General features: G+C 43.2%; 23 protein-coding genes. 18 read left to right on the top strand and 5 right to left on the bottom strand.

Annotation, left to right across the window (positions count from 1 at the left end; genetic code table 11):
• Nucleotides 1-4: 4 nt before the first annotated feature.
• The 15 genes from R8P61_25035 to R8P61_24965 all read left to right on the top strand — a co-directional run bounded on the left by R8P61_25035 (nt 5) and on the right by R8P61_24965 (nt 16,357).
• Nucleotides 5-3,121 carry a TAT-variant-translocated molybdopterin oxidoreductase gene (locus tag R8P61_25035; GenBank protein MDW3650364.1) on the top strand — a complete coding sequence of 1,039 codons (3,117 nt, stop codon included), beginning with the start codon at nt 5-7 and terminating at the stop codon, nt 3,119-3,121.
• 22 nt (nt 3,122-3,143) lie between these two features.
• Nucleotides 3,144-4,538, top strand: a complete 1,395-nt coding sequence (gene nrfD / locus R8P61_25030; GenBank protein ID MDW3650363.1) for an NrfD/PsrC family molybdoenzyme membrane anchor subunit — start codon at nt 3,144-3,146, stop codon at nt 4,536-4,538.
• Nucleotides 4,539-4,585: 47 nt separating this feature from the next.
• Nucleotides 4,586-5,110, top strand: coding sequence for a DUF3341 domain-containing protein (locus R8P61_25025; protein MDW3650362.1), 525 nt, complete (start codon nt 4,586-4,588; stop codon nt 5,108-5,110).
• Nucleotides 5,107-5,802: a cytochrome c gene (locus R8P61_25020; GenBank protein MDW3650361.1), complete on the top strand. Its 696-nt coding sequence runs from the start codon at nt 5,107-5,109 to the stop codon at nt 5,800-5,802. The genes R8P61_25025 and R8P61_25020 overlap by 4 nt, the downstream gene beginning before the upstream one ends.
• Nucleotides 5,803-5,862: 60 nt before the next feature.
• The gene (locus tag R8P61_25015; protein ID MDW3650360.1) at nt 5,863-7,218 is read left to right on the top strand and encodes a hypothetical protein; all 1,356 of its coding nucleotides are present in this window, start codon (nt 5,863-5,865) and stop codon (nt 7,216-7,218) included.
• 65 nt (nt 7,219-7,283) lie between these two features.
• Nucleotides 7,284-8,360 carry a cytochrome c oxidase subunit II gene (locus R8P61_25010; protein MDW3650359.1) on the top strand — a complete coding sequence of 359 codons (1,077 nt, stop codon included), beginning with the start codon at nt 7,284-7,286 and terminating at the stop codon, nt 8,358-8,360.
• 59 nt (nt 8,361-8,419) lie between these two features.
• The gene (locus tag R8P61_25005; protein MDW3650358.1) at nt 8,420-10,297 is read left to right on the top strand and encodes a cbb3-type cytochrome c oxidase subunit I; all 1,878 of its coding nucleotides are present in this window, start codon (nt 8,420-8,422) and stop codon (nt 10,295-10,297) included.
• 2 nt (nt 10,298-10,299) lie between these two features.
• Nucleotides 10,300-11,340 carry a COX15/CtaA family protein gene (locus R8P61_25000; GenBank protein ID MDW3650357.1) on the top strand — a complete coding sequence of 347 codons (1,041 nt, stop codon included), beginning with the start codon at nt 10,300-10,302 and terminating at the stop codon, nt 11,338-11,340.
• Nucleotides 11,303-12,196 (top strand): heme o synthase, encoded by an 894-nt coding sequence (gene cyoE, locus R8P61_24995; protein MDW3650356.1) that lies wholly within the window; start codon nt 11,303-11,305, stop codon nt 12,194-12,196. Before R8P61_25000 ends, cyoE begins: the two co-directional genes overlap by 38 nt.
• Nucleotides 12,197-12,243: 47 nt before the next feature.
• Nucleotides 12,244-13,128 (top strand): cytochrome c oxidase subunit 3, encoded by an 885-nt coding sequence (locus R8P61_24990; protein ID MDW3650355.1) that lies wholly within the window; start codon nt 12,244-12,246, stop codon nt 13,126-13,128.
• 98 nt (nt 13,129-13,226) lie between these two features.
• The gene (locus tag R8P61_24985) at nt 13,227-14,333 is read left to right on the top strand and encodes a cytochrome c oxidase subunit 3 (GenBank protein MDW3650354.1); all 1,107 of its coding nucleotides are present in this window, start codon (nt 13,227-13,229) and stop codon (nt 14,331-14,333) included.
• A gap of 21 nt (nt 14,334-14,354) precedes the next feature.
• On the top strand, nt 14,355-14,765 hold the full coding sequence (locus tag R8P61_24980; GenBank protein MDW3650353.1) for a cytochrome C oxidase subunit IV family protein: 411 nt from the start codon (nt 14,355-14,357) through the stop codon (nt 14,763-14,765).
• Between the two features lies 1 nt (nt 14,766).
• Nucleotides 14,767-15,429, top strand: a complete 663-nt coding sequence (locus tag R8P61_24975) for a hypothetical protein (GenBank protein ID MDW3650352.1) — start codon at nt 14,767-14,769, stop codon at nt 15,427-15,429.
• Between the two features lie 103 nt (nt 15,430-15,532).
• Complete coding sequence (locus R8P61_24970) at nt 15,533-16,084, top strand: DUF420 domain-containing protein (GenBank protein MDW3650351.1); 552 nt, start codon at nt 15,533-15,535, stop codon at nt 16,082-16,084.
• Between the two features lie 24 nt (nt 16,085-16,108).
• Nucleotides 16,109-16,357, top strand: coding sequence for a hypothetical protein (locus tag R8P61_24965; GenBank protein ID MDW3650350.1), 249 nt, complete (start codon nt 16,109-16,111; stop codon nt 16,355-16,357).
• On the opposite strand, the gene mtaB is transcribed toward R8P61_24965, so the two are convergent.
• Together mtaB and R8P61_24955 are read right to left on the bottom strand one after the other, a co-directional pair.
• Nucleotides 16,332-17,639 carry a tRNA (N(6)-L-threonylcarbamoyladenosine(37)-C(2))-methylthiotransferase MtaB gene (gene mtaB / locus R8P61_24960; protein MDW3650349.1) on the bottom strand — a complete coding sequence of 436 codons (1,308 nt, stop codon included), beginning with the start codon at nt 17,637-17,639 and terminating at the stop codon, nt 16,332-16,334. The two genes, R8P61_24965 and mtaB, sit on opposite strands and share 26 nt — an antisense overlap.
• Nucleotides 17,640-17,925: 286 nt before the next feature.
• Nucleotides 17,926-19,584: a tetratricopeptide repeat protein gene (locus R8P61_24955; GenBank protein ID MDW3650348.1), complete on the bottom strand. Its 1,659-nt coding sequence runs from the start codon at nt 19,582-19,584 to the stop codon at nt 17,926-17,928.
• Between the two features lie 150 nt (nt 19,585-19,734).
• Between R8P61_24955 and R8P61_24950 the strand changes: the two genes are divergently transcribed.
• Nucleotides 19,735-21,585: a DUF5060 domain-containing protein gene (locus tag R8P61_24950; protein MDW3650347.1), complete on the top strand. Its 1,851-nt coding sequence runs from the start codon at nt 19,735-19,737 to the stop codon at nt 21,583-21,585.
• A gap of 65 nt (nt 21,586-21,650) precedes the next feature.
• Here the strand turns inward: R8P61_24950 and R8P61_24945 are convergent, their stop codons facing one another.
• Nucleotides 21,651-22,127 carry an LEA type 2 family protein gene (locus tag R8P61_24945; protein MDW3650346.1) on the bottom strand — a complete coding sequence of 159 codons (477 nt, stop codon included), beginning with the start codon at nt 22,125-22,127 and terminating at the stop codon, nt 21,651-21,653.
• Between the two features lie 179 nt (nt 22,128-22,306).
• On the opposite strand from R8P61_24945, the gene R8P61_24940 reads away from it, so the two are divergent.
• Complete coding sequence (locus R8P61_24940) at nt 22,307-22,993, top strand: hypothetical protein (GenBank protein ID MDW3650345.1); 687 nt, start codon at nt 22,307-22,309, stop codon at nt 22,991-22,993.
• Here R8P61_24940 and R8P61_24935 read toward each other — a convergent pair.
• Entirely contained in the window at nt 22,987-23,784 is a 798-nt protein-coding gene (locus R8P61_24935; protein ID MDW3650344.1) for an SAM-dependent chlorinase/fluorinase, read from the bottom strand. The genes R8P61_24940 and R8P61_24935 overlap by 7 nt on opposite strands.
• Before the next feature lie 293 nt (nt 23,785-24,077).
• Here R8P61_24935 and R8P61_24930 point away from each other — a divergent pair, with 293 nt between their 5' ends.
• Entirely contained in the window at nt 24,078-25,043 is a 966-nt protein-coding gene (locus R8P61_24930; GenBank protein ID MDW3650343.1) for a PhoH family protein, read from the top strand.
• Nucleotides 25,044-25,272: 229 nt separating this feature from the next.
• Here the strand turns inward: R8P61_24930 and sucD are convergent, their stop codons facing one another.
• Nucleotides 25,273-26,145 (bottom strand): succinate--CoA ligase subunit alpha, encoded by an 873-nt coding sequence (gene sucD / locus R8P61_24925; GenBank protein MDW3650342.1) that lies wholly within the window; start codon nt 26,143-26,145, stop codon nt 25,273-25,275.
• Nucleotides 26,146-26,233: the final 88 nt, after the last annotated feature.

The raw sequence follows: 26,233 nt of genomic DNA, 5'->3' as shown, positions 1-26,233 counted from the left end.
TTAGATGAACAAGCCCAAGTACTGGAAAAGTATAGATGAGCTAAAACAAACTCCTGAATATCTGGAAGAGGCGAGGAAGGAGTTTCCTACCGATATCCCAATGTCTCAGACATTGGAAAATGTTAAGGATGAAGACCTGAACCTTAGCGCGAACCGTAGGGATTTCATGAAAATGTTAGGGTTTGGTATTACTGCCGCAACCCTTTCTGCATGTGTAGAAGGGCCGGTAAAAAAAGCCATTCCTTATGTAGAGAAACCTCAGGACATCATTCCCGGTGTTGCTAACTGGTATTCTTCTACTACACCAGGTGGAATTCCGGTTATGGTTAAGACCCGCGAAGGTCGTCCGATCAAACTGGAAGGTAATCCTGATTCCCGTCTTACCAACGGAGGCTTAGATGCCATTGGTCAGGCTACTGTATTGAGTCTCTACGATCAGGCTCGTGCAAAAGCTCCCAAGTCAGGCGGAAGTTTGACGGACTGGGGAGCGATTGATACAGACATGGCAAAAGCTATGGCAGATATCAAAGCCAATGGAGGAAAAGTCAGAGTTTTATCTGGTACAATTCTTAGTCCTAGTACGAAAGCCCTTTTCGGAGAATTCCTGGGAGAATTTGAAGATGGACAGCACGTAACTTACGATGCCCTGTCTGCTTCTGCTTTGGCTAAGGCACATGAAAGTGGATTTGGTACAAGAGCTATTCCTTCCTACCAATTCGACAAAGCGAAAGTTATAGCAAGTTTTGCCTGTGATTTCCTGGGAACCTGGGTTTCACCGGTAGAATTTTCTTCTCAATATACCAAAGGCCGTAATCCTGACGGAGCCTGGATGTCTCGTCATTTCCAGGTAGAGTCTCTGTTGAGTTTGACAGGTGCAAACGCGGATATGCGTGCGACCATCCAGCCAAGCAATATGGGGAAAGCCTTGACCTCTCTATATAATAAGGTAGCTCGCAAAACCGGAAAAGGAGAACTTCCCGGTGGAAGCAGTTTCAACGTAGGTGGAAACCTCCTTGACAAAATTGCTGACGAATTAGCAGCTGCTCGTGGAGAATCTCTAGTTGTTTGCGGAAGCAATGATGCCAACCACCAAATGCTGGTAGCGGGTATCAATGAGATGCTCGGCAACTACGGTTCTACCCTTGACATCGCAAATCCCAGCCACATGAAGCAGGGAGATGACGAGGCAATGGCTGCCCTTGTACAGGAAATCAAAGGAGGAGGCGTAGATGCAGTATTTATCTACAACTGTAACCCGGTATACGATCACGCCATGGGTGCTGATCTGGCTGCCGCTTTGAAAAATGTAGCCGTATCTGTTTCCTTCTCGAATACAGATGATGAAACTTCAAAAGCATGTAAGTACCATACTCCGGATCATCACTATTTGGAATCATGGGGCGATGCTCAGCAAACAGCGACTAACTTTAGTCTTGTTCAGCCAACTATCCACCCGATTTTTGATACTCGCCAGGCTCAGGATTCTGTTCTGAAATGGATGGGATCTGATCAGGATTTTTATGGCTATATGAGAGGGCAATGGGAAGGTCTGATCATCAGTCCTTTGGAGGAAGATTGGGATGAAACCCTGCGTAAAGGTCTTTATTCTATGCCTGCATCTACAGAAGTGGCGGTTTTCAATGCAGAAGGAATTCCTGCTGCTGCCAGCGCTGCTCAATCCGGTGGAGGTTCTGAAGATCAGTTCGAGTTGATCACTTATGCTAAAGTAGGTATCGGTGATGGAACATATGCAAACAATCCATGGTTGCAGGAAATGCCTGATCCAATCAGCCGCGTTACCTGGGATGACTATGTAACAATTCCTTTCGCTTATGCCGAAGCAAATGGCATCAAGCATGGAGATAAAATATCAATCAGTGGAGCCGGAGCAGAAGATATCACGCTTCCTGCTTATGTTCAGACAGGTCAGGCTGCCGGTACCATTGGTATCGCTCTGGGATATGGAAGAGATGGAGAAGCTGCTGGTAAAGTAGCTGCGAAAGTAGGTGGAGTAAATGCTTACACCCTGAACAACGGAGCCAAAGTTTCTATCAGCAAAACAGGTGGAAAATATCCACTTGCACTCGCTCAGGAACATGATTATACCTATGACAAAAGCCTCGTAGGAGTCATGAAGAGCTTTGGAATGGAAGAAGATGCAGACAGAACAGAGGAGATCATCAAAGAAACCGTTCTTCCGCTTTATAAAAGTGCTCCTGACGCAGAAAACGACTACAGAGAATCTCAAAGTAAATACAAAGACAAGAAAAAGCACCTGCTTTCTCTCTGGGAGTCTCACTTTGATGATCCTGCTACTATGCGGAGGATTCACTGGGCCATGGCCATCGACCTCAACAAATGTACAGGTTGTGGTGCATGTGTAGTAAGTTGCCAGGCTGAAAACAACGTACCGGTTGTAGGTAAGCAAGAAGTAATGGATCGTCGTGCCATGCACTGGATGCGAATCGACCGTTACTACAGCGGAAATCCTGAAAATCCGGATACTGTATTCCAGCCGATGATGTGTCAGCACTGTGATAATGCTCCTTGTGAGACAGTTTGTCCGGTATTGGCTACCATCCACAGTGATGAAGGCCTGAACCAAATGGCTTACAACCGCTGTGTAGGTACACGTTACTGTGCCAACAACTGCCCATACAAAGTTCGTCGCTTCAACTGGTTCAACTATACCAATGGTGAGCAGTTTACAGACATCAACCCAGCCCACAATGATCTCGGTCGTTTGGTTCTGAATCCAGATGTAACAGTACGCTTTAGAGGAGTAATGGAAAAATGCTCTTTCTGTGTACAACGTTTGCAGGAGGCTAAACTTCGCGCCAAGGTTAATCAGGGTTCATCTCTGGTTAAACCCGAGCCTAACTTCCGCGGATACACCGCTTGTCAGCAGTCTTGCCCAACTGGAGCTATCGTATTCGGAGACAGAAATGATCCCGAAAGCGAAATCTCTAAACTCTGGAGCGAAGATAATGAGCGTAAGTACCTCGCACTGGAAGAAGTGAAGACTCTCTCTTCAGTTGCATACCTCACCAAAGTTCGTAACAGAACCGAAGCTGAGTATGAAGAGATCAAAGAAGAAAAACATAACGAAATATATTCATAAAGCTATCCATAACTAAGCTGATATGAGCCACGTTGAATCACCCATTAGACAGAAATGGGTCACAAATACAGACTATTATAAGCAGGTTTCCGATGATGTTTTTGCTCCCATCGAAGCCAAACCCAACAAATGGTGGTTGCTGGGAACACTCTTCTCTGCTGCCGTAATGACCATGGGTTTTGCCTTCATTGGTTGGACCGTCTGGGAAGGTATCGGATCCTGGGGCCTCAATCCTACCGTAGGTTGGGCATTTGACATTACCAACTTCGTATTTTGGGTAGGTATTGGTCACGCAGGAACCCTGATTTCTGCGGTATTGTTACTTTTCAGACAGCAATGGAGAAACTCCATCAACCGTGCATCTGAGGCGATGACTATTTTCGCTGTAATCTGTGCGGGTGCTTTCCCAATTATTCACATGGGGCGTCCCTGGTTGGCCGGTTGGTTCGGACCTCTGCCCAATACACGTGGATCTCTCTGGGTAAACTTCAATTCTCCGCTTCTCTGGGACGTTTTTGCTATTTCTACCTATCTGACCGTTTCATTGGTCTTCTGGTATCTAGGTATGATTCCTGATTTTGCAACCCTAAGAGATAGACTGGCTAAGAAAGGTAAAAAGATAGGAGCTGCTGTTTATGGAGCACTTAGTTTTGGATGGGAAGGTTCTTCCAGAAACTGGTCTCGCTTTGAGATTGTTTCTCTGATCCTTTCTGGTCTTGCAACTCCTCTGGTACTTTCTGTACACTCCATCGTAAGTATGGACTTTGCTACCTCGGTGATCCCCGGATGGCACACCACCATCTTCCCTCCTTACTTCGTGGCAGGAGCGATCTTCTCAGGATTTGGTATGGTACAAACCCTGATGATCATCACCCGCAAAGTTTACAAGCTAGAAAATTACATCACCATGGACCACATGGAGTCAATTGCGAAAATCGTATTGGCTACAGGTACCCTGGTTGGTTTCGCCTATATGACTGAGTTCTTTACTGCATGGTACTCAGGTGTGATGTGGGAACGCTACATCTTCATCAACCGTGCATTTGGGCCTTATGCCTGGGCATACTGGATAATGTTCTCCTGTAACATGATTGTTCCTCAGCTTTTCTGGTTCAAGAAGATCAGAACCAATATGACGGTAACATTCATCATGTCCATCTTCGTGAACATTGGGATGTGGTTCGAACGATTCGTGATCATTGTAACCTCGCTGCATCAGGACTTCCTGCCTTCCAGCTGGACAATGTACACACCAACCATTACCGAGTATGGAATCCTCATCGGATTCTTTGGAGTATTCTTTACCCTGTATCTACTCTTCTCAAAATTCCTTCCGGTTGTAAACATCTTCGAGGTGAAAACGCTGGTACGGAATCCTAAGAAGCCGGTTGATCTGGAAGTTACAGTGAAATCATAAAGAAGCTTTTTGACTAATCATTAAGAAACATCGCAAAAAGAAGATAGATGAAAAAGGATTTTTTGCTTGGAAAATACTGGAACCCTGACGCACTTCTTGAAGGCCTCGCAGCTCTTCAGAAAAAGGGACAGTTGATATATGATGTGTACACTCCTTTCCCGGTTCATGGTATTGAGCCATATCTGGGAATCAAGCGTACCCGTCTCTCAGTTGCTTCATTCATTTATGGATGTATGGGAGCGATGACAGCTCTTACCATGATGGGACTTATTTACGGAGTTCTCTGGCCGATGAATATCGGTGGTAAGCCCTCTCTCGCCTATCCGGATGCAGTGCCCATTACCTTTGAGTTGACTGTACTTTTCGCAGCTCATGGTATGGTATTGACCTTCTTTATAGTAGGTCGTTATTGGCCGGGTAAAAAGGCTGTTTTGATGGATGACCGTCAAACAGATGATGTTTTCGTAGTTGCGATTGATAAGAAAAAGCTGGATGATGAAGCAGCGGTTCGTCAGATTTTTGCTGACACTGGTGCTTATGAGATCACAGAAAAAGAAGTAGACAAAATATGAAAGCCTTCAGATATACATACACACTCGTACTCGCCCTCGTCCTTGTAGGACTGGGACTTACAGGTTGTTATAATGATAAATCTGTGAGAAACATTGAGTACTCACCCAACATGTACAACTCTCTCCCGCTGGAGCCTTATTCTCAAACTGTTTATTCTACGAATACAGGTGGGAACTATAGCGCGCTTCCAGAAGGATTGGATACAGTAAAATACTTTACAGGAAATGGCTTCGATAGCAAAACTGCTGCGCAAACCGCTCCTGCTGGTACGGTTCCAAGAGGAGAGTCCTGGTATAGAGGAGAGAATTTCAAGCCTTACCATCTTGAAAATACCTTTGAAGGCTATGAGGCATCTGCTGAAGTAACAAGTCCCCTTTCTGATCCTGCGATCAATGATGATGGGCTTAACTGTACAGAGGCTACTTTCCAAAGAGGAAAAGAAACCTATGAGATCATGTGTATCGTTTGTCATGGTCCCAATGGAAAAGGACAGGGAAGCCTGGTAACAAAAGGAGCCTATGCGCCTCCTCCTGCATATAATAGTGCAGCTCTCAAAGAACTTCCTGCCGGTAAGATGTTCCACACCCTTACTTATGGAAAGAACAATATGGGATCTTATGCATCTCAATTGAGCCCGCAGCAGCGCTGGGAAGTGATCTGCTACATCCAGAAATTTCAGGAACAAGAATAAGTGAGTGTGAGAAGATCAAACACTCTTTAAATAGAATATTCGCTTAAAAAATTAGAAATCTTGGCACACGTACACTATACTCCAGAACAGTTAACCCAGCGCTTTGAATTTTCAACTCGCGTTAGGAACATCGTTTATGGTCTGATCGGTGTTGGACTTCTCTTGTTATTTGCCGGATACTTTGTCGCTGGTGAGGCCACCAGTAAGGCAGGTCCGGATGCTCATGTTGAACTTGAGCATATCGCAAGTACTATTCAACCGGTTGCAGATACTGCCGATGATGCAGGGCACGGAGGACATCATGTCAAAACCACTGGCACTCGCCTGTTGGCAAACTTCCTGCTTTGTAGTGTATATTTCATGACTCTCGCTATGGGAGCTATGTTCTTTCTCGCCGTTCACCAGGTAGGAAACGGAGGCTGGCACACAGCTGTAAGAAGAATATCAGAAGCCATGACTATGTATGTGCCCATAGGAGCACTTACCCTGGTTGTCTTGTTCTTCTTCCTGGACGGACTGTATGAATGGACACATATACCAGAAGGAGACGAAATTCTCAAGGCTAAAGAAGGCTTTTTGAATAAAGGCAGCTTCATCACCCGCAACATCGTTTACTTTGTTGTTTGGATTGGAGCAGCTATTTATCTGAGAAGACTTTCTATTGCCCAGGATTCTGAAGGTAGCGCTGAAAACATCTCTCACTTCAAGAGAACTACTCAGATCTCAGCTGCTTTCGTATTCTTCTTTGCCTTCTCTTACTGTCTTTGGGCAGTAGATTGGTTGATGTCTCTTGAGCCTCACTGGTTCAGTACAATCTATGGGGTTTATATCTTTGGAGCTTCTTTCAAAGCTTCTATGTTTACCCTGGGTCTTTTGCTCTTGTTCCTGAAGCGTCAGGGATATATGCAGTTTACCAATGATTCTCATTTCCACGACATCTTTAAGTATGCATTTGGATTCACCGTATTCTGGGGATACATTTTTGTAGCTCAGTTGATTCTGATCTGGTACTCAAATATTCCGGAAGAAGGTGTTTACTATATCAAGCGTTACATTACTGACTCACCGATTTATGTAGGAGGTAATTTCAACGTATTGTTCTTCTTGAACATTTTGCTCTGCTTCGTTATTCCTTTCTTTGGCTTAATGAGTAGAAATGCGAAAAGAATTCCCAAGTATTTCGTTCCTATCGCAATCATCGCATTGATCGGCCACTGGTTGGATCTTTTTGTGATCATTATGCCTGGAGCAATGGAAAGCTACTGGGATATGGGACTGATGGAAATCGGTTTCTTCCTGACTTTCGCTGGTATTTTCCTGTATGTTGTATTCTCTTCTCTGACCAAGGCTAATTTGGCGCCAATCAATCATCCATACCTGGAAGAAAGCTTGCACCATACGACCGGACCAGTATAAGGAAAGGATATATAAAAAAGCATATATTTAGTCAACAATATATTCCACTTAGGAGTTAAGTTTTTATGGATTCGCAAAGTATCATAAGTATAATTCAGGGCCTGTTGGTGTTTGTGGTCTTGTTGGTTTTTGTCAACCTCTACCTCGTGGTAAGGCTCAAAGACATCGACCCATTCAAAACCTGGAACCGTAACCTGCTAAATGGAGGCCTTTTCATGGTTTTCTTAATTGGCGGAGTGGCTCTGGCAACAGTTTCCATGGTGAAATGGTATCCCAAAATGATCCTGCTTCACAATCCTGCTTCCGAGCATGGAGTTGCGTTGGATAGCATGATGTGGAACACCATCTGGGTTACTTTCCTGGTTGTGCTCGTTACCAATAGCCTCCTTTTCTGGTTTTCCTGGAAATACAGAGGAGTTGAAGGGCGCAAAGGCCTGTACTACCCACACAACAACAAATTGGAGTACCTCTGGACAGGTGTACCTGCAATTGTTATGACTTTGTTGGTAGGGAAGGGAATCATCGTGTGGAATGACATCACCATGGGCGATCCAAAGCCCGGTGAAATTTCTATAGAAGTAGTAGGAAAGCAGTTTGATTGGACGTACAGATATCCAGGTCCTGATGGTCAGTTTGGAGAAACTAAAGTTGGTTTCATCAAACCGGGTACCAATGAGGTTGGATTCAACGTCAATGACAAATATGCTTTTGATGATGTTGTACTTGCAGGTTCAGATACGGTTTATTTCCCCGTAAACAATAGCATAGACCTTCAAATCCGCGCAAGAGATGTACTCCATAGTGCTACCCTTGCTCACTTTCGGGTGAAAATGGATGCTGTTCCGGGTATGCCTACGAGCTTCCGTTTTACGCCTACCCTCACTACCACTGAGATGCGTAAGCGTACCAACAATCCTGACTTCAATTATGAAATGTCTTGCCAGCAGATTTGCGGGGGAGGACACTGGAATATGAGAAGAGTAATCAAAGTGGTAAGTAAAGAAGAGTTCAATTCCTGGTTGGCCAGTAAGACTTCTTACTTTAAGCAAAATGCAATGGCGCTTGGACTGACAGACAAGGATTTTGAAGACGTAGCTGCTGCCTTCGCTGAAGAAGCTGAAACCCTAAGTATGAATCAATAATTGCTGAGAGATCATTTTCCTTCAGCCTTAAATAGATTAAAAGATAAATAAATAGATATATGTCTGCAGTTGCACACGATACGCACACAGATGATCATCACGATCACCATGATCATCATCATGGAAGCTTCCTGACAACTTATGTGTTCAGTACGGACCATAAGACAATTGCGAAGCAGTTCCTGATCACGGGGATCATCATGGCAATCTTCGGGATTTTCATGTCAACGCTATTCCGTCTGCAGTTGGCTTTTCCTGAGACTTCTTTCCCTTTCCTGGAAACCCTTCTTGGAAAATGGGGTGAAGGAGGTCAGATCAATCCTGAATTCTACCTCGCACTGGTTACTATGCATGGTACCTTCATGGTATTCTTTGTATTGACGGCTGGTTTGAGTGGAACCTTTAGTAACTATCTGATTCCACTTCAGATTGGAGCAAGAGATATGGCTTCCGGCTTTATCAATATGCTTTCTTACTGGTTCTTCTTTGCCTCTTCTGTGATCATGCTGGGCTCTCTCTTTATTGAAACCGGTCCTGCATCTGGAGGATGGACGATTTATCCTCCCTTGAGTGCATTGCCTCAGGCCATGTCCGGTTCAGGTACAGGGATGACACTCTGGTTGATCTCTATGACACTTTTCATTGTGTCTTCTCTGACAGGAGGTATCAACTATATCACAACTGTATTGAACCTGCGTACCCAGGGGATGGATATGTACAAACTTCCTCTGACTGTATGGGCATTCTTCCTGACAGCGATTTTGGGAGTACTTTCTTTCCCGGTTCTTTTCTCTGCAGCTTTGCTGTTGATGTTTGACCGACTGGCAGGTACCAGTTTTTATCTATCTGACATATTTATAGGAGGTGAATTGCTCCACTATCAGGGAGGTAGCCCTATTCTATACCAGCATTTGTTCTGGTTCCTGGGCCACCCCGAGGTATACATTGTACTTCTCCCTGCCCTGGGTATTTCTTCTGAAATTATATCTGTACACTCGCGTAAACCTATCTTCGGATATCGCGCGATGGTACTCTCCATGCTTGCAATTGCAGTACTGTCCTTTATTGTATGGGCCCACCACATGTTCGTAACCGGTATGAATCCCTTCCTGGGGACGATATTCATGCTCTTTACGCTGGTGATAGCGGTGCCCTCGGCGATCAAGGCCTTTAACTATATAACGACCTTGTGGAAAGGTAACATACAGTTTAACCCGCCGATGCTCTTTGCGATTGGTTTGGTATCCTTCTTTATCACGGGAGGTATCACCGGTATCTGGTTGGGTAATGCTGCATTGGATATACCGCTTCACGATACCTATTTCGTAACGGCTCACTTCCACCTTGTGATGGGTAGTGCATCTGCCTTCGGATTCTTTGCCGGTATCTATCAGTGGTTCCCGAAAATGTTTGGTCGTATGATGAACAAACGTTTGGGATATATTCACTTCTGGTTGACATTTATCTCCTTGTATATGGTCTTCTTCCCTATGCACTATATGGGCTTGGGAGGAGTAGCACGCCACTATTACAAGTACACTGCTTTCGATTTCATGGGAGGCTTCGGTGATCTAAGTTTGTTTATCACAATTGCTGCGATTATCGGTGCATTCTCACAATTCATCTTCCTTTACAACTTCGTTACCAGTATCTTCTGGGGTAAGGAAGCGCCACTGAATCCATGGAAAGCAAATACATTGGAGTGGACTACACCAAGAAATCCTGGACACGGAAACTGGCCTGGAGAAATCCCACATGTTTACCGTGGACCTTACGAATACAGCAAGCCTGGTATCAAAGAAGACTATCTCCCTCAGCATATTCCTGATGAGGAAGTGGAATACGAAGAAGGTTTCCCTGCTCCATCCGTTCCAAAAAGAGATACACCTTCTGTTCCGATTGAAAACCTTGATGAGGTAGAACAGAAAGACGAATAGGTTTGCAAAAAGCAAATAACAATACGGCACCTATTGTGAAGCGATACCGGACTTGGGCCAGCATCACGATAGGTGCTATTGTTTTGCTCATACTGGCGGGAGGAATTGTGAGAATGACAGGATCGGGAATGGGATGCCCGGACTGGCCCAAATGTTTTGGGCAATGGGTACCGCCAACTGATATTTCCCAACTACCCACAGACTATAAGACACAATTTGTAGTAGCAGGAAGAGAGGTAGCTGATTTTGAGGCTTTTAAGACCTGGGTAGAATATATCAATCGTTTGCTGGGAGTTCTGGTGGGATTCTTTTCCATCATCACAGCAGTTCTTTCATTTAGAATGAGAAAAATCGTTCCTTCGGTTTTTTTCCTGAGTCTGGCAGGCTTATTCCTTGTGATTGTTGAAGGAGGAATTGGAGCTTATGTAGTCAGAACACACTTGCAGGCGGGTATGGTTACCCTGCATATGGTTGTCGCTTTGGCAATATTCGCAGTCTACCTTAGCGCCATTTTAAAAGCAAGAGAAGGAGAATTGAAGGAAAGATATAGCAGAAATATTCCAGCTAAATTGAAGTGGGCAGCACTTATGCTTTTGGTGATAACTACGGTTCAAATCGTCATGGGTACACAGGTGAGAGAAGCGATCGATTTATTGGCAGAGCAATTGGGAGAAGGAGAGAGAGCGAATTGGATCTCTCAGTTGGGAACGGGATATGACTGGCATAGTCTGGGGCACTATTCAATTTTGGGAGTCTTTGTGTGGCTAGCCATACAGATGAAAGACTTTTACCAAAGCCATGCGATTTTGAAGAATCTCTTCATTGCGATTGGAAGCTTCATTTTCCTGGAAGCAGCTCTGGGACTGGGGATGCACCATTTAGGCATACCGGCATTTATGCAGCCTTCGCATCTTCTTTTGGCTTCCTTATTATTTGGAGCCGAATTTTTACTAATGAGAATTATGATGACGCTTTCGGAAGAAAGTGGATCAGAGGAATTAGCATATGATAATCAAAGAAACAAAGAAGTCCTTAGCCACTAATGGCCTTAGAGATAAGGTCAAGGGCTATCAGGAATTGCTGAAATTCCGCCTATCATTTTTGGTGGCGATTTCTGCAGTATTTGGACTGGCCATTGCAGCTGAAGGAACTGCAAGTGGACTTCAATTGTTTATGATTGGACTAGGAGGATTATTGATCACAGGTGCTTCAAATGGATTGAACCAGGTATTTGAAAAAGATCTGGACGCAAAAATGAAGCGTACCCAGGATAGACCTCTTCCCACCGAAAGGCTGAACGATACAGAAGCCATTACCTTCTCCATAATTATTGGCGCGATTGGCATCATATTAATTGGAGCCTTCTTTAATCTTCCGGCAGCTCTGTTGGGAATTATCGGATTACTTTCCTATGCATTCGTTTATACGCCCATGAAAAGGGTCTCCCCTATTGCGGTCTTTATTGGAGCAATTCCCGGAGGACTTCCCCCGCTGATTGGTTGGGTAGCATGGACAGGAGAAATAGGAATGGGAGGATGGATACTATTTGTATTTCAATTCTTCTGGCAATTCCCTCACTTCTGGGCCATTGCCTGGTTATTGGATGAAGATTATAAGAAAGCAGGTTTCAAGATGCTTCCTTCTGCTAGTGGTAAATCAAAATTCAGTGCAACACTGATTTTGATGTATACCATTACCATGGTTCCATTGGTGTTTTTTGCCTGGTCATCTGGCCTGGCAGGGACCTGGGGATTGAGCGCATTGGTCGTATTGGGAATTATCTTTTGCATACCGGCTTTTAGACTATATAGAACCCTGGAAGACAAGCATGCGAAAGCATTGATGTTTGCTTCCTTTTTGTACCTGCCGCTTTCGCAGCTGGCATTTTTATTTGGTTAGTAAAACCATCGTTTAATTTTTTAAGTCAAGAAATAGATTATATAAGAATGAGTTCATTGGGCCTTGAAATGGATCAAAAACGCTACATCATACACCCACAGAAGTTTGCCCTCTGGTTGTCGATCATCTCATTGATCATGATCTTCGGAGGACTGACCAGTGCGTACTCGGTGCAGCGATCCTTCATTGCTGATCCCATTATTTTTGACCTGCCTCCCAGCTTATGGACCAATTTGGGTTTAATCCTCTTTAGCAGCGTGACCATGCAGTTTGCAGTTTGGTCCCTGAAAAGGAATGAAACCCAGGCATTAGTAGGCTTGGGAATGACCCTGGTTTTGGGCATTTTCTTCTTAATCGGACAATGGGGAGCCTGGGAAGAAATGGTGGATAGTGGCCTGTATTTCGTGGATAAAGAAAGACAGGACAATTCTGTGTCCTTTTTCTATATTTTCACAGGTCTACATGGGGCACATATCATCGCTGGATTAGTCGCATTATTTGTGATTATGTTCAGAACCTTGATTACTCCTCATTGGGATAAGCTGCAATTCACTTTGTCGAAAAAGGCAAGATTAGCCTTTATATTAGTAGCTTTTCTGGCAACGGAATACTATATCGTCAGTCAGATTTTTGAGTTTGATGTTGCTGAATGGGCCAACCAAATGTGGCTGGTCGAAGGATCGGAAGTCGCTGTAACAAAAGGAGCAGAAGAAGCAACGGGAATGGGATGGGGAGTCAGGATACTCTGGCTACTTGCAGGGCCGCTGGCTGCATACTTTTTATTTCTTACAGCCAAATTTTTTGTTAAACCCTATAAGTCTTTGGAAGCGAAGGTTTTGGACTATCAAATGACCTCAATTTTCTGGCACTTTCTTGACTTACTCTGGATATACTTGTTCTTATTTCTATTGATTACTCAGAATCCAGCTTAAAAGCTTAGACAAAAGGCTTATTTGTAGTGACTTAGGCTAGAAATTCTGAGCATTTATATTAAATTGCACCCACATTTTCAAAAGCATATTTTAGCTTCATGGCAAACGTTACTGTAGATAAAAAGGCACTGATAGAAGGCGAACGACCGATGTACAACACGAGCTACGGAAAGCTCATGATGTGGTTTTTCCTCGTTTCTGATGCCTTTACATTTTCCGGTCTCTTGATTGCATACGGCGCTATTCGTTTGAGCGCTACTTCCGAAGGATTAGCCTGGGCCAATCCGGAAGCCGTCTTTACCCACTTTCCGATACTGTATGAGTTCTTCCATATGGATGCACCTCTTGTATTCGTGGGACTTATGACCTTTATCCTGATCATCAGTAGTGTGACCATGGTATTGGCAGTGGAAGCGGGACATAGAAAATCAAAGAAAGAAGTTTCCAAATGGGTCTTTTGGACCATCATTGGAGGAACCGCTTTCCTTTCTTGCCAGGCCTATGAGTGGTATCACTTCATTTCTGGTACTCCCACAGGTTCTACCATCGTTCCTGTCGAGCGCTTCAGTGAAAATACACCGGACCTCAAAGAATTGAGTTATGTTGAATTGATCCCTCATGGAGAAGGCGATGATCATTCTGCATCCAGTGTAAGTTCTCTCTCATTTATTGATGGAAAAAGCATTGATGATGAAGCTGCTGTGAAAGCAATTCTTAAAAATGCTCATCACACACATGCAGGGACTTATGCCCTCAGCGGAAAAGAAGCCAGAGAGCTGGAAAACTTCATCCCAAATCTTGATGATAAATTGGGAGTAAGGGTTTATTCAGTAAAGAATACAGAAGGAGGAATTGCAGGCCTTCGCTTAAATAATGGATATGAGATTAAGCAGGACGGTAAAAACGTCGATGTGATGCTTGCTCCTTTTAAAGGAGATGAACTGATGATGACTGATGGAGGAGCAAATCTCAAAGCCAATCAATACGGACCTCCTGCATTTGCTGACCTTTTCTTCTTTGTTACAGGCTTCCACGGAACCCATGTATTTAGTGGAGTTGTTCTGCTCATCATCCTATTGATCAATGTGAACAAAGGAACCTATGAGCGTAGAGGTCATTATGAGATGACAGAGAAAATCGGACTCTACTGGCACTTTGTAGACCTGGTTTGGGTATTCGTATTTACAGTTTTCTATTTGGTCTAATCACGCACAAATCGCTTAATTATGGCATCCGCAAGCGCAAATGATGGAGGAGCATCCGCTCGTAAATCGATAATAAAAACAGCATTACAGCTGACAGCACTTACTGCATTTGAGTTTTTAATTGCATTCACCTGGGAATGGTTCCTGGTAGATACGCTGGGTTTCGGAGTTGAAACCGGTATCGCTATCAAGAATGCTACCTTCTTTATCCTGACCATCTTCAAAGCCTTCCTGATCGTTGCAGAGTTTATGCACCTGGGTCATGAGGTAAAAAGACTGGCCTGGACCATTATGATTCCATTTGTATTTATCCTTTGGTTGATTATCGGTCTTGTTTGGGAAGGAACGTATTGGGGCGAACAATCTAGTGAAGCAATTAGTTATCATTCTGTAGTGCTGGAAACAGATCCTGCAGAAGAGATAAAAATTTAATATGACTATAAGTCCGGGAGCAGCGAAAACGGTTATCATCGCTGTATTTATTGTACCAATCCTGATCTACCTGTATTTGTACAATTTCTCGCATCCGGTGAGAGAGAGTGTTCCTTTTGTTTATCAGGTTGAGAATGGCGATAGTACGATAAGAAGCCTTCCGGAGTTTACCCTTGAAAATCTTGCCGGGGAGAGTATCACACATGATGATCTCCTCGGCAAGATTTGTTTTGTATCCTTCTTCAGTTTAGAAGAAGATACACTTTCACGGGTGCTTCACGGAAATCTTCAGAGAACCTATAAAAACCTCGATTGGGAAAGAGAGCCCGCTGTCCGTTTTGTGAATATAAACACAGGGGATAGCCTGGCTTCAGTCCAAGCGTATCGAGACAAACTGGAAAATCTGGATTCGCGATTTTGGCTAACCCTCCGAGGTGCTGATTCTGTGATCTATGATTTTGCAGGAAAAGCTTTGGACCTGCCAAAGTTTAGAAATGAACCAGATGGAGCCTATCAAAAGACCTCTCAGTATGTGGGACTTTTCGACAAAGAAGGCCGCCTCAGAAAATTCTATATCGGAACGGATCTCGCCCACGAACGCAAGATGCAAGAAGATATCATTGCCCTGATTCGGATGGAGTATCCGGAGGAATTGAAAAGATAAACAGTTGTTGTAGTGTTGTTGTGTTTTAGTGCGGTTTTATCACTTGAGCTAACTATAACACTAGAAAACTAAAATACTCCCAGTTTTAAGAATACGCTATCCTATGCAATCTCCCTCAGTAAAATATAATCCCAAAGTTTACGTCCCACTCATCTGGACACTTTCTATCGCAGTACCACTGATTGTAGGCATCCTCTTGAATCCCAGACTGGGAATAAAACTGGATATGGGCTTCGATGCCAGCATCCTTTCAGATATCATAGCCATTATCAATTCGGCAGTATCTGTTTTGCTACTTGCAGGATTTTACTTTATCAAACAAAGAAACATCAAGGCGCATAAAACCGCTATGTTGACAGCCTTTGGTCTATCAGCCTTGTTTCTTGTCTTTTATATTATGTACCACCTGGCTGTAGGGCATAGGGTGTATTGTGCAGAAGGATTAGTCCCAAAGGCCTTATACTATTTCACCCTTATCTCCCACATTGGATTGTCTGTATTTATCATTCCACTTGCCTCCTTTTCTATATTCAGGGCTTTGAGTGAAACCTATGACAGACATAGAAAATTGGCGAGAATTACCTTTCCGCTTTGGTTGTATGTATCTGTAAGTGGGGTATTGGTGTACTTTTTCATCTCCCCTTGTCCATTTTAAGAGAATAGCTTGTACCTTTGTGATATGAGAATCAAGTATTTTTTGAGCCTTCTCCTGCTTCTCCTCTTCAGAGGGGCGGAACTATTTGCTCAATGTTCTCAGTGTAAGCAAGCAGCAGCAGCTACAGATGAAAATGGGAATCTGGTCGTTGGGACGGGCTTGAATTTTGGGATTCTCTATCTCCTGGCTATGCCTTTTGTATTTGCAGCAGTTTTAGGGGGAGTCTGGTTTTATAAAACTCGTCAGGCTAAGCTGGCACAACAGGCTTCCTGATCTCCATCAGACCTTCTGCATTAACTTCTTCCATTCCAAAAATCTGGATCTGATTGATCTTTTCAGGATCAAAGTCTGTTTTGACCTTGATGTAGTTGTCTGTGAATCCAAACATAGCGCCTTTATCCTCTGCTCCTTCAAAGAGAATAGGTCTCTCCTCCCCTACATACTGCTCATAGAAAAATCTCTTTTTCTTATCAGATAGCATGCGCAGTCTTTTGCTACGCTCATGGCGAACAGAAACTGGCACTACGCCCTCCATTCCTGCTGCTAATGTATTTTCCCGCTCTGAATAGGTAAAGACGTGTAAATAAGAAATATCAAGCTCATTGAGGAAGATATAGCTGTCCTCAAAGTGGTCATCTGTTTCGCCTGGGAAACCAACAATCACATCTACTCCAATACAGGCATGGGGCATCAGCCGCTTAATTTCGCTTACCCTATCTACATAAAGTTCTCTGCGATAGCGTCTCCTCATTTTCCCCAGCAATTCATTGTTCCCACTTTGAAGGGGAATATGAAAGTGAGGCATAAATCTTTTGGACTGGGCTACGAATTGAATGATCTCATTCGAAAGGAGATTGGGCTCTATAGAGGATATGCGAAAACGAGAGACTTCTTCAATTTCATCCAAAGCTTTGACCACATCCAGAAAAGAATCCTTGCTTTCAAGGCCCTTTCCATAATCACCAATATTTACCCCTGTCAATACGATCTCCTGAACTCCCTGAGCAGCCAATTTACGTGCATTGGCCAGGATATTCTCAATGGTATCACTTCTGCTTCTTCCACGTGCCAAAGGAATGGTACAAAAGCTACATTTATAATCACATCCATCCTGAATCTTCAGGAAAGAGCGTGTGCGATCTCCGTGTGAATAGGCATCAACAAAGCTATCTACTTCTGTAATCTGGCTATTGTAGACGCAGGGGTTTTCTTCCTTGGAAAACTCATCAACCAGCTCAAAAATCCGAAACTTATCTCCTGCACCCAATACCAAATCAACTCCTGGAATTTCAGAAATCTCTTTGGGTTTCAGCTGTGCATAACAACCTACTACAATGACATAGGCATGAGGATTATGCTTGAGTGCTTGTTTGATGATTTTGCGGCATTTTTTATTGGCGTTTTCGGTTACCGAACAGGTATTCACCACATATACGTCAGCTGCCTGTGAAAAGGAGCTTTTGCTAAAACCTGCATCATAAAACTGCCGACTGATGGCCGAAGTTTCAGAGAAGTTGAGCTTGCAACCCAAAGTATGAAAGGCTACTGTACGCATATCCGCAAAAAGATTTTTGCAAAAATACGCTTTTTCAAGGAATAAAGAATAGGTCGTGTACGATTGAAGAGGGATCAAAACTATAATAAACACCAAGAGTGTCATTGCGAGCCTGAACTTCAGGCGAAGCAATCTCTTTGACTCTGAATGCTATTTTGAATTAAGGAGATTGCTTCGCTCGATTTTCGAGCTCGCAATGACATGCGTACAGTAGGAATGACTTTGTCATATTAAAGCATTCCCTTCTCATTTCTCCAATCCTTGTTCCTTGTTCGGTATTCTATTCTTACTTCCCTCTTATCTCCTTCAACATCTTTCGGGAATTATCTCCAATTGATCCCTTGGGATCCAGGCTAATAGCTTTTTCATAGTACTCAATTGCCTTCTCTTTATTATCAGTTTTCCAATAAGCTTCTCCCAAACTGTCCCAGGCATTAGCGGATTTAGGAAAGAGTTGCGTATTGAGCTGGAAGACCATGATAGCAGGTTCAAATTGACGACCGCCTAAGAGATTGTATCCCACCTGGTTGAATTTATCTTCAAAGTCGAAAAACTTATAGCGAGGATCAGCTACAAATTTGGCTGCTTCGGCTCCTAATTCTTGCAACTTGCCTTGTTCATACAATTTGGTCAGGTAATCCATAGGATCAAGGATGAAGTTATCATCAGAAAAATCCAAAGCTGTCTGGAGAACCGGATCCTGATTGGAAACATACTCTTCATAGCTCATATCAACCGCAATATGAGGAGCTGTCCAGTCTCCATTTTCCCATTGGGGTTTGTCCTGCCACCAGGCGAAGGAAAGGCGAGCCGGGATTTGACTATTGGGCAGGAGGATTCGTCGGATATCTCCGTAAAAATTGATATTCTCAGCGCTGGGCTCTCCGATAAAGATTGCATTGGTATAATTATCAAGCTCGTTGATCAGGTTTTGGCAGGCAGAAAAAGTACGTCTGCCGACGATCACAAAGAGCTTACCGACTTGATTGATCTTTTCTGTTTCGACAATCCCGGTCACTACCGGCTTATTCTTATAATTATTTCCCCCACCATTTAAGCGAACATCAATAATCAATTTCTCTACCTCATTTTTTTCTATGAAGTCAAACACCTCCGCATAGAAAGTGGGAATATCAGCAGAAGGATCATCCTGTACCTGACTTTGTCTTACATAAACAGCTTTATCTTTAGGGAGGTATTCATAGTAATAGATTTTATCCAGATTCTTTAAGTAAAGAGGATCTGTACTATTATCCCTTGCATCCAACCAATCTCCCTTTTCCTGAAAATGACTATAGCTACCCGGATAGTCATAGGTTTTTGCAGCTTCAAATTCCTGCACCCAGGTTTTACCCTCTTTTTCTAGTTTTAGGCTAATACTGGGCTTAAGGGTATTGCTGATTTTCTGAGCATGCAAAACTTCGGGTATGCCGAGGTTTGATATCCCAAATGCCTTGAAGTATTGGTCATTTTCAGCAGGAACTACCGGGTAAATCATCTTCAAAGCCTTTTCTATTGGTATTCCCTCAACCTCCAGAACCTTCGCTCCCAGGGTGTTTTCATATTTCTTATGAACTCCCTGTAGATGCATGCCATCATTGTACCAGTAGAAGTTGACGGGTATGCGATGAAATTTCACCGGACCGCTGCTATTCCAACTGGAAAGAGAAATGGCTGTATGCCCATATTTGATAGAGGATACAATTCTGCCTAGACCAACAATGATTTCATGTTCTTCTAGAGAGGGAATTTCGCCATGGAGTTTTTCGACAGAAGCATCAAAATCTTCCTTGCTGATCTTCTTTAACAGAAAGGGATAATCTTTATGTATCGTGCTTTGTAAAAATCGGAGGTCTTCCTGCCATTGTGCACTACTAAGTCCGATTTGGGCCTGACTGGAAAGGAAGATTAAGCTACTGATAATGAGTAAGGTAATAGTTCGCATAGGTGTGGTATTTCTTAGATAGACGGCAAGAAGAAATGAATAGTTGTACTTATAGGGGATTTCGTCTGCCTCTTGCTAAAAATAATCTATGTTTGGGAGGATAGAGGGAGAGAATTATCTTGTAGTTCCTCAAAAAACTATTACTAACAAATGAAAAACTACAGCCTAATTTTATCGACTTTATTTCTTTTCTATTTCATTTCAGCCTGTACCCCTGAACCTGAATTGGAAGAAGTGGAACAATGGGATCTCTTTAGCCTGGATTTACCTATGGAAACGGAGCTCTCAGAGGCAGATGAAGAGAATCCTTTTACGAATTATCGACTTTGGGTTACTTTTCGATCAGGGGAAAAGGAATATGTCATCCCCGGTTATTTTGCTGCTGATGGAAATGCTGCGGAATCCAGTGCATCTTCAGGCAAAATCTGGCGAGCAAAATTCCGACCTAATGCTACAGGTGTCTGGAACTATGAGGTTTCCTTCGGCAAAGGAGAAGGCCTGGCTATCAGCGATGCCCCCAATGCGGGAGAAGGCTTGGCCTTTGACGGACAAAAAGGATCATTTAAAGTCATCCCCTCAACTGCTGCTGAAGGCTTCAGAATGGACGGACGTTTACAGTATGATGGAAAACGCTATCTCAGACATGAGGGCAGTGGGAAGTATTTTTTGAAAGGGGGACCAGATAGTCCTGAAAACTTTCTTGCTTATCAGGAATTTGATGATACCTTTTCCAATTGGAAGGATAAAGAGAATGATCCGGATGCAGGAGAGGCTTATGCCAATGCTACCAGCAAGGACTTTACCAAGACCTGGGACGCACATAAAGCAGATTGGAATAGTGGAGATCCTGTCTGGCAGGAAGGCAAAGGAAAAGGCATCATTGGGGCCATCAATTATATCGCCTCAAAAGGGATGAATGTCATCTATATGTTGACCATGAATATAGAAGGAGATGGAAGAGATGTTTGGCCATATACCGCTCCTGATGACTTTGAAAGATTTGATTGCAGCAAGTTGGATCAGTGGGAGATTGTTTTTCAGCATGCCCAGGATAAAGGGATTCTCCTTCATTTTATCACTCAGGAAACGGAAAATGAAAAGCTTCTTGATGGGGGAAATACCGGCCCTTTGAGAAAGCTATATTATCGGGAATTGATTGCTCGCTTTGGCCATCACCTGGGAATTACCTGGAATCTGGGTGAGGAGAACGGGCCGGCTGACTGGACGCCTGAAGCTCAAACTGATGCTCAGAGAAAAGCGATGGCTCGCTACATCAATAGCCATGATCCCATGAATAATCTTTTGGTTATTCATACCCATGCATCCCCCCATGATCGCGATCCCATTTTGGATTCTTTACTAGCCTTTAAGGACCTGGATGGTATTTCTCTCCAACAAGGGAATCCTGCTAAGGTACATGAAGTCGCGAAAGAAATATTCAAAAAATCTGCAGAGGCCGGCCATCCCTGGCTCATCAATATGGATGAATTGGGGCCACATTATAAAGGAGCTTTACCAGATGCACAAGATCCAGGCCATGACACCATACGGCAAGATGTTCTATGGGGAGCTTATATGGCAGGGGCTGATGGAGTAGAATGGTATTTTGGATATCAGCATCCCAACAATGACCTGAATTGTGAAGATTGGAGAAGTCGGGATATCCTCTGGGATCAAACTCGATATGCCATGGACTTTTTCAACAATTATCTTCCTTATGCTGAAATGGAGAATAAGGATGAATTGACGGCCTCTGAAAATGATTTTGTATTGGCGAAAGCGGGTGAAATTTATGCGATATATCAGCCTGCTAAAGGAAACACGAATATTGACCTAAGTGGAGCCGAGGGGAGTTATACGATTGATTGGTATAATCCCCGAAAGGGAGGGGAATTGCAAAAAGGGAGTATAGCTGAAGTTGAAGGGAATGTAAGTCAGGATCTGGGTGAAGCTCCTAATACTCCTGAGCAGGACTGGGTGATTTTGCTGAGGAAGAAATAAGAAGATACTTCAAGGGCGAATTCACGGGTAAGAGCCATATGCCTTCCTGGGAATTTGCTCTTGACCTACAATCCTAAAAGTAGTTTTGCTAAATCTTTTTTCGGAGAAAGGTAGGTTTCATAAATATATGGGACCTTTACCTCATAATCAGAAGCCTTGAAGCTGTATTTCCCATCCAGCTCAATTTTGATGCTGTCCTTCTTCATGATCCCTTTCAGTTGTTGGATGAAATTTTGGACTTTGATTTTTTGATCCAGGCTAAATTCGGTGGCTTGTCCTGCAGGCAAATCAATACGCTTTTCACTATGCGTACTTCCCAGAGAAATTCCGTCAAAAATGATTTCTGTATCTATGGCATCTACCCAAATGTCAAAGGAATTGGGATTATGAACTTTAGGCGTATAGCTCAATTTCAATTCTTGAGTGAGGGGATTGTATCCCTTTAATTTTATCTCCCTGAGCTGTCTGACTTCCGGGTATTGAAAATTGCAGGCGGAGAGGATTAGAAAGAAGAAGATAAGAATTTGGCTATAGACTTTCATCTTACTAAAGTAAGGAGCACATCTCGCGAAACAAATAGCAATTGATTCCCTGTAAAATTTCTCCTACCACCCATACATAAAATTTGGCTATATGGGAAAAGAATACCAAAGCTGTTAATCTTTCGTAGTATATTTTAGAGAATAGAGGTAAATCCGACTTTTAACTTAATAGAAATCCCATGAAACGGATCATACTTTCCGCTTTGATTTTGTGTACAACTTATCTGAGCAGCTTTGCGCAGATGAAAACGAAATCTGATCTCAAGATGTTTCTGGTACTCCTGAAAATCGAGAAACCGGCGGATATTGCAAGATGCTATACCCAGGAACATGATTTTATGAAAACGGGTATTGAGTATGCCTTTGAGGATAGTCTCGACATTGTCCGCGAATTTGTCTATGAGGAAGATGCTTTGGAGGGACCGGATTGTTTTGTTCCGGATTTAAAACTGATTTACGAAACCCATACCTATATCATCAGCCTCTATTGCAGCAAAGTGATCAAGTATCACAATTCTCTTCCTTATACTCCTTCTAATAAGCGTTTGGAAAATGACCTTCAACTCACAGAAACTTTGGTCAGTTATTTAGGGAATCTGAAGCAAAAGCACTTTGGCGTGGATGCTTATGATTTGCCGAAAAACCATAAGATCAATGCCAGTGATCCTATCGTCGAAAAGAAAGTAGATGATAGCGTTTTGGATCTGTTGATGAATGAAGATTGGGAAGAAGAATTGGAAGAAGAGGAATTGAAAGCTGCCGAAGCGCGCGTTTTACCCGATGAAGAAGAAGTAGAAGAGGAGGAGGAAAAGACTGAGAAGTCGGAAAAGAAAGGCGAGAAAAAAGGAGGGAAGGGAAATCAATAACTTCCGTTTTCGCTCCGAAATTCAATCGTAATCATGTCGTGAACCTTGAGTCCCAGTAGTTGAGCAGCTGAGGCTTCTCGTAGGGCTATTTCGAGGTATTGATTTTCTCCGAAAATGGCGAGTGCATCCGCTTTGCCTACATCTGCATAGGTATTTACGATTCTCTTCAGACGTACATTGCGGATAAAGATTTCAAAACGTTTGTCTTCCTTCAGTTTTAGAAAGCCTTGTTTATCGATATTGGTGACGGCATTCCCAAATTTATCGATATGGATCACCTTTCCTCTCAGGCAATTATCTGAATAAGAAGGAGCTCCCCAATGCAAAGTCTGCATTTCAAAGGGTTCTCCAATCTCTTGCAAGGTACCTCCGCTTGCTAAAAAGGCAGCAGCTGGAGCAAAGGAACGAGCAGCACGAAAGGAACTGGGATACTTGAGATTTAGCAAGCCTTCATTTTCGATCCTATGGCAAACAACTTCATGGGCGTCTGAGATCAAACTCATCACTCCATTATCAGGTCCTACGAAATAGTGATTATCATAGGACATAACCATACCCATATCTGAGTTTCCTTTCTCCGGATCAACAGCTACAATATGAATACTCCCATCTGGAAAGGCGGAGAAACTATGCTTGACAACATAGGCCGCATGCATGGTGTCAAAGCTGCCGACATTGTGGGTAATGTCTAACAATTTTGCTGATGGATAGAGCGAAAGGATCACCCCCTTTACGATGGCTGCGTAATGGCTATCGTTCCCAAGGTCAGAAGTAAGGGTGATAATGGACATAAATTGCTGCGTGCTTATTTGGCTATCCTGCCATATTACAAGATATCCTCGTTCAAATCAATACTTGTAATTCTTACGGTTAATTTTTTCCACTTATTGTATCATTTTTCTTCTCTTTTCGTATGAATTGGCATACCTCTCGCATTGATTATTTCCTTTAGCCCTGTAGAATCGTTTGGGAAAAGAATATTCGCCAACTTTGGGAGCAAATCAGAATTTCTGTATTTTGGTTTAGGCCTCAAAGAAAAATTCATACAGGCAAAGGATAAATGTAAATAGTAAAATTAGACCATTTGACTGAACACACATTTTTATTAGAAGATATCAGTCCACTAGAGGTGTATGGTGTCAACAACCTACGTCTCCAACTGATAGAAGAAGGCTTTCCTGAAATTAAGGTTATTGCTAGAGGCGAAGAACTAAAGATCAAAGGAGAGGAAGAGAAAGTAGACAAGCTCAAGGCTATCCTGGGATCAATTTTTGAAGAGATCCGAAGAAAGGGGCGAATTTCCGAGAATAAATTTAACGAAATGCTCTTGCCGAGCGAAGGAGTTGAGCGCAACGATATCAAACTTGCGCCTGATGATACTGTATTGGTCCACGGAAGTGGCGGCTTGATTATCAAGCCGAAAAACCGAGGCCAGCAGCAAATCGTTGGGGCATACGAAAAGAATGATATCATTTTTGCCATTGGGCCTGCAGGTACGGGTAAAACCTATATTGCAGTTGCTTTGGCAGTGAAGGCGCTTAAAGAAAAGCAGGTAAGACGGATTATTCTTTGTCGTCCGGCTGTTGATGCAGGGGAAAGTCTGGGTTTCTTGCCAGGAGATATGAAGGAAAAGGTAGATCCCTATCTACGTCCTTTGTACGATGCCCTGGGCGACATGATCCATTCTGAAAAACTCAAATATTATCTCGCAAATAATATCATTGAGATTGTCCCTCTCGCTTATATGCGGGGGCGTACCCTTAGCAATGCTTTTGTCATCATGGATGAGGCTCAGAATGCTACCGAAATGCAAATCAAAATGTTTCTCACTCGTATGGGAGAGCATTCTCGAGTAATCGTTACAGGGGATGTTACGCAGATTGACTTGCCTCCGCGCCAGCGTTCGGGTCTGGTTCAGGTTCAGCAGGTACTGAAAGGAATCAAAGGTATTGCCTTTGTCAAGCTGAGTGCCACCGATGTTGTTCGCCATAAACTGGTGAAAAGGATTCTCGCTGCTTATGATAAAGTAAGTGGGAAAAAGAAAGAATAACATAAATGAAGGCCTGCTATAAAGCAGGCCTTACATGCACTTGTTCCCGATCAATTAGATCAGTTAAAAATTAAAGAAGAAAAATTATGTAGGCAGACTGTTAATGGTCTGTCTTCATTATATAGGACACCACATAAAGAGGAGATGTCAACATCAAGAGAAATTATTTATTGAAAAAGGGCCTCAACAGATGTTGAGGCCCTTTTTCAATATTATATGTTCGAGGAAATTATCCTTTCAATGCATTGACCATGGTGATTCCGATGTCTGCAGGAGTTTCTACTACGTGAATTCCACAAGCAGCCATCACATCCATTTTTGCTTGAGCAGTTCCCTGACCACCGGAAACAATCGCACCAGCATGTCCCATACGGCGCCCGGGAGGGGCTGTCTGTCCAGCAATAAATCCTACTACAGGCTTATTAACATTATCTCTCACCCACTCAGCGCAGATTTCCTCATTCTGTCCACCAATCTCTCCAATCATGATGATTCCTTCTGTATCGGGATCCTCATTAAAGAGTTTCATGATATCTACATGCGTAGAACCAATGATAGGGTCTCCTCCAATACCTACACAGGTAGACTGACCAAGACCTTGCTTGGTAACCTGATCTACAGCTTCGTAAGTCAAGGTTCCAGAACGACTGATGATGCCGATTTTTCCAGGATTGTGGATGAAACCAGGCATGATACCCAACTTACATTCTCCGGGGGTAATAACTCCGGGGCAGTTAGGACCTATCATTCTGACTCCTCTGTCTTCAATATATTTTTTAGCGTAGATCATATCTTTCACAGGAATTCCTTCTGTGATTGTTACAATCAAATCTACTCCCCCATCAGCAGCTTCCATAATAGCATCCGCGGCAAAGGCAGGGGGAACAAAAATAATGGATACATCCGCACCGGTTTCTTTAACGGCATCAGCGACTGTATTAAAAACGGGGCGTTCCAGGTGATTGGTTCCTCCTTTATTAGGGGTAACTCCTCCTACAACCTGGGTACCGTATTCTATCATTTGTTGAGCATGGAAAGATCCTTCTTTTCCAGTGAACCCCTGGACGATGACTTTACTGTCTTTATTGACGAGAATACTCATGTAATCTGCTTAAATTTTTTAGGAAATCGAATATGCGGCAAAGATACAACTAGCAGACAAAAGTCAAAACATTAATCACTAACATGTT

It is taken from the genome of Bacteroidia bacterium (assembly GCA_033391075.1).
GTDB lineage: Bacteria > Bacteroidota > Bacteroidia > J057 > J057 > JAWPMV01.
This window is presented reverse-complemented; position numbering and strand designations above follow the sequence as displayed.

What these genes read in the sequence shown, in the direction of transcription:
- R8P61_25020 (MDW3650361.1), top strand. Translation starts at nt 5,107, where the DNA reads ATGAAAGCCTTCAGATATACATACACACTCGTACTCGCCCTCGTCCTT.
- R8P61_24985 (MDW3650354.1), top strand. Translation starts at nt 13,227, where the DNA reads ATGGCAAACGTTACTGTAGATAAAAAGGCACTGATAGAAGGCGAACGA.
- R8P61_24975 (MDW3650352.1), top strand. Translation starts at nt 14,767, where the DNA reads ATGACTATAAGTCCGGGAGCAGCGAAAACGGTTATCATCGCTGTATTT.
- R8P61_24970 (MDW3650351.1), top strand. Translation starts at nt 15,533, where the DNA reads ATGCAATCTCCCTCAGTAAAATATAATCCCAAAGTTTACGTCCCACTC.
- mtaB (MDW3650349.1), bottom strand. Translation starts at nt 17,639, where the DNA reads ATGCGTACAGTAGCCTTTCATACTTTGGGTTGCAAGCTCAACTTCTCT.
- R8P61_24950 (MDW3650347.1), top strand. Translation starts at nt 19,735, where the DNA reads ATGAAAAACTACAGCCTAATTTTATCGACTTTATTTCTTTTCTATTTC.
- R8P61_25005 (MDW3650358.1), top strand. Translation starts at nt 8,420, where the DNA reads ATGTCTGCAGTTGCACACGATACGCACACAGATGATCATCACGATCAC.
- R8P61_24965 (MDW3650350.1), top strand. Translation starts at nt 16,109, where the DNA reads ATGAGAATCAAGTATTTTTTGAGCCTTCTCCTGCTTCTCCTCTTCAGA.
- R8P61_24940 (MDW3650345.1), top strand. Translation starts at nt 22,307, where the DNA reads ATGAAACGGATCATACTTTCCGCTTTGATTTTGTGTACAACTTATCTG.
- cyoE (MDW3650356.1), top strand. Translation starts at nt 11,303, where the DNA reads ATGATAATCAAAGAAACAAAGAAGTCCTTAGCCACTAATGGCCTTAGA.
- R8P61_24980 (MDW3650353.1), top strand. Translation starts at nt 14,355, where the DNA reads ATGGCATCCGCAAGCGCAAATGATGGAGGAGCATCCGCTCGTAAATCG.
- R8P61_24990 (MDW3650355.1), top strand. Translation starts at nt 12,244, where the DNA reads ATGAGTTCATTGGGCCTTGAAATGGATCAAAAACGCTACATCATACAC.
- sucD (MDW3650342.1), bottom strand. Translation starts at nt 26,145, where the DNA reads ATGAGTATTCTCGTCAATAAAGACAGTAAAGTCATCGTCCAGGGGTTC.
- R8P61_24955 (MDW3650348.1), bottom strand. Translation starts at nt 19,584, where the DNA reads ATGCGAACTATTACCTTACTCATTATCAGTAGCTTAATCTTCCTTTCC.
- R8P61_25025 (MDW3650362.1), top strand. Translation starts at nt 4,586, where the DNA reads ATGAAAAAGGATTTTTTGCTTGGAAAATACTGGAACCCTGACGCACTT.
- R8P61_25010 (MDW3650359.1), top strand. Translation starts at nt 7,284, where the DNA reads ATGGATTCGCAAAGTATCATAAGTATAATTCAGGGCCTGTTGGTGTTT.
- R8P61_24945 (MDW3650346.1), bottom strand. Translation starts at nt 22,127, where the DNA reads ATGAAAGTCTATAGCCAAATTCTTATCTTCTTCTTTCTAATCCTCTCC.
- nrfD (MDW3650363.1), top strand. Translation starts at nt 3,144, where the DNA reads ATGAGCCACGTTGAATCACCCATTAGACAGAAATGGGTCACAAATACA.
- R8P61_25035 (MDW3650364.1), top strand. Translation starts at nt 5, where the DNA reads ATGAACAAGCCCAAGTACTGGAAAAGTATAGATGAGCTAAAACAAACT.
- R8P61_24935 (MDW3650344.1), bottom strand. Translation starts at nt 23,784, where the DNA reads ATGTCCATTATCACCCTTACTTCTGACCTTGGGAACGATAGCCATTAC.